A 1,797-nucleotide genomic window follows, 5' to 3' on the forward strand; every position below is an offset into this window, starting at 1 on the left:
TAATCAAACCGACCTCACTGCTAATGTTCCGGAGGGTAACGGTCCTAGACAGCTTACGCTGTGGTAAAATTTCTCCGGACAGCAATGGTGTAAAATCATTTACCCCGTCATTGACTTTTAATCGTACCTTATGGAATTGAAACAAAGAACTTGAAGTTGTAGGTACAGGCGTACGAGCTTTTAATCGTACCTTATGGAATTGAAACAAATAAGGCGATTTGCGGCATTTTCTTTTTAAAACTTTTAATCGTACCTTATGGAATTGAAACATCTTTACAACTTGTAGAACAGTGTAGTCTGACCCTTTTAATCGTACCTTATGGAATTGAAACACGTGAAGGAAGACTGGAGAGAGATGCTGGTATCCACTTTTAATCGTACCTTATGGAATTGAAACTCTGTTGTTCTGTTAGTTTGTAAGCATTCGGACAAATGCACCTTTTACACCTTGAGGTTTGATTGTAGCTTTGCGGCAGCGAATACAATCAAACCTCAATTATTATGAATAGACTGGAATTTGAAGAATTGGAATTACAGGTACAACAAAGCGGCCTACCGTTGAAGTCGTACCTACAACAGATAGGTGTAAGTTATTCAACCTATCATTACTGGCGTAGAAAATGTTCGGTTGACAGGAACAGTATCAAACAGGAGCTGGTTCCCATCAGTCTTAAACAGTCAGTCATGGAATCGTCCCCTGAAGGACAAGTGCCGCATGGTGTGTCCGTTCTGTTTCCCAACGGTCTTCGTGCCCACTTTGGGAACGGGTCAGAAGAGATACTGATGGAGCTGTTCACCCAAAGTCTTCGAGGCGGCCATGTTTAACCTGAACGACACGATGCGCTACTTCCTGTGTCCTGGCAGGACAGATATGCGCAAGGGTATCAGTTCGCTGTGCGGAGTGGTGCATGAGAAGATGAACAGCGAAGTGAAGAATGGTGATGTCTTCATCTTCATCGGTTCCAGCCGCAGGCTCATGAAGTTGCTTCATGCGGAAGACGGAGGTATGGTGATGTATGTAAAACGCCTGGAGGCAGGCCGCTTCAAGCTGCCGGAGTACGATCCCCAATCAAACAGCTATCCCATGGAATGGCGCGACCTGGTGATGATGGTCGAGGGCATTCAGGAAAATCCGCAGCAGAGGCTCCGGCGCCTGAGGGCAGAGCGCAAGGAATATCATGTATAATATGCTTCCGGAGTGAATAAAGTGCGGATATAATTGTGTAATCCGCTTATATTTAGTATATTTACATAAACAAAACAGATGCGAACAATGGAAGAAAAGGATATACTGCTCAAGACGATAGAAGGGCTGAATGCCTCCATTGCTTCATTGTCTGCCACTAATAAGAATCAGGCGGAACAGATTAAGAACCTGCAGGAACGAATCAAAGAGCTGACGGCTCAGATTGCATGGCTGAACCGCCAGCTCTTTGGGCGTAAGACAGAAAAGCTTCCCGTATATAATCCCGATATGCCCGACCTTTTTGCCGAAGAGTTTGCCGGACTCCGGCATCAGGCGGAAGAAAAGCGTGACGAGGCCGTAGAGCAGATAGAAAAGGAACCGGTGGAAATCCGGAAGCAGAAGCGTCAGAACCGCAAAATGACAGAGGATCTGCCCGTACTCGAAACCGAGGTTATAGAGCCGGCCGGTGTGGACCTGTCCTTATATCGTAGGATTGGCGAAGAGGTAACCAAAGTGGTCAAGCACAAACCCAGAGAAAACGCATCAATCTCCGATATTAAGGAAGTTAATTGTTTCCAGAATAAGTTTCTCCATGAAATTCTCATCCCATC

3 protein-coding genes and 1 CRISPR repeat array are annotated in these 1,797 nt (G+C 45.5%); all 3 genes read left to right on the forward strand.

The features are described 5' to 3' along the window. The first annotated feature begins 114 nt into the window (after nucleotides 1-114). Nucleotides 115-398: direct repeats of the CRISPR family, unit length 30 nt; unit sequence CTTTTAATCGTACCTTATGGAATTGAAACA. A gap of 103 nt (nucleotides 399-501) precedes the next feature. Further along, nucleotides 502-825 (forward strand): IS66 family insertion sequence element accessory protein TnpA, encoded by a 324-nt coding sequence (gene tnpA, locus OCV81_RS17630; protein WP_148331128.1) that lies wholly within the window; start codon nucleotides 502-504, stop codon nucleotides 823-825. Beyond that, nucleotides 818-1,186, forward strand: a complete 369-nt coding sequence (gene tnpB / locus OCV81_RS17635) for an IS66 family insertion sequence element accessory protein TnpB (protein ID WP_022233133.1) — start codon at nucleotides 818-820, stop codon at nucleotides 1,184-1,186. Before tnpA ends, tnpB begins: the two co-directional genes overlap by 8 nt. Before the next feature lie 87 nt (nucleotides 1,187-1,273). Continuing rightward, a partial coding sequence (locus OCV81_RS17640) for a transposase (RefSeq protein WP_262640559.1) occupies nucleotides 1,274-1,797 on the forward strand: 524 nt, incomplete at its 3' end.

The sequence above is a fragment of the Phocaeicola fibrisolvens genome (assembly GCF_025567125.1).
GTDB classification, from domain to species: domain Bacteria; phylum Bacteroidota; class Bacteroidia; order Bacteroidales; family Bacteroidaceae; genus Phocaeicola; species Phocaeicola fibrisolvens.

Excerpts from the sequence above, each read along its gene's own strand:
- tnpA (WP_148331128.1), top strand. The coding sequence starts at position 502 with ATGAATAGACTGGAATTTGAAGAATTGGAATTACAGGTACAACAAAGC.
- tnpB (WP_022233133.1), top strand. The coding sequence starts at position 818 with ATGTTTAACCTGAACGACACGATGCGCTACTTCCTGTGTCCTGGCAGG.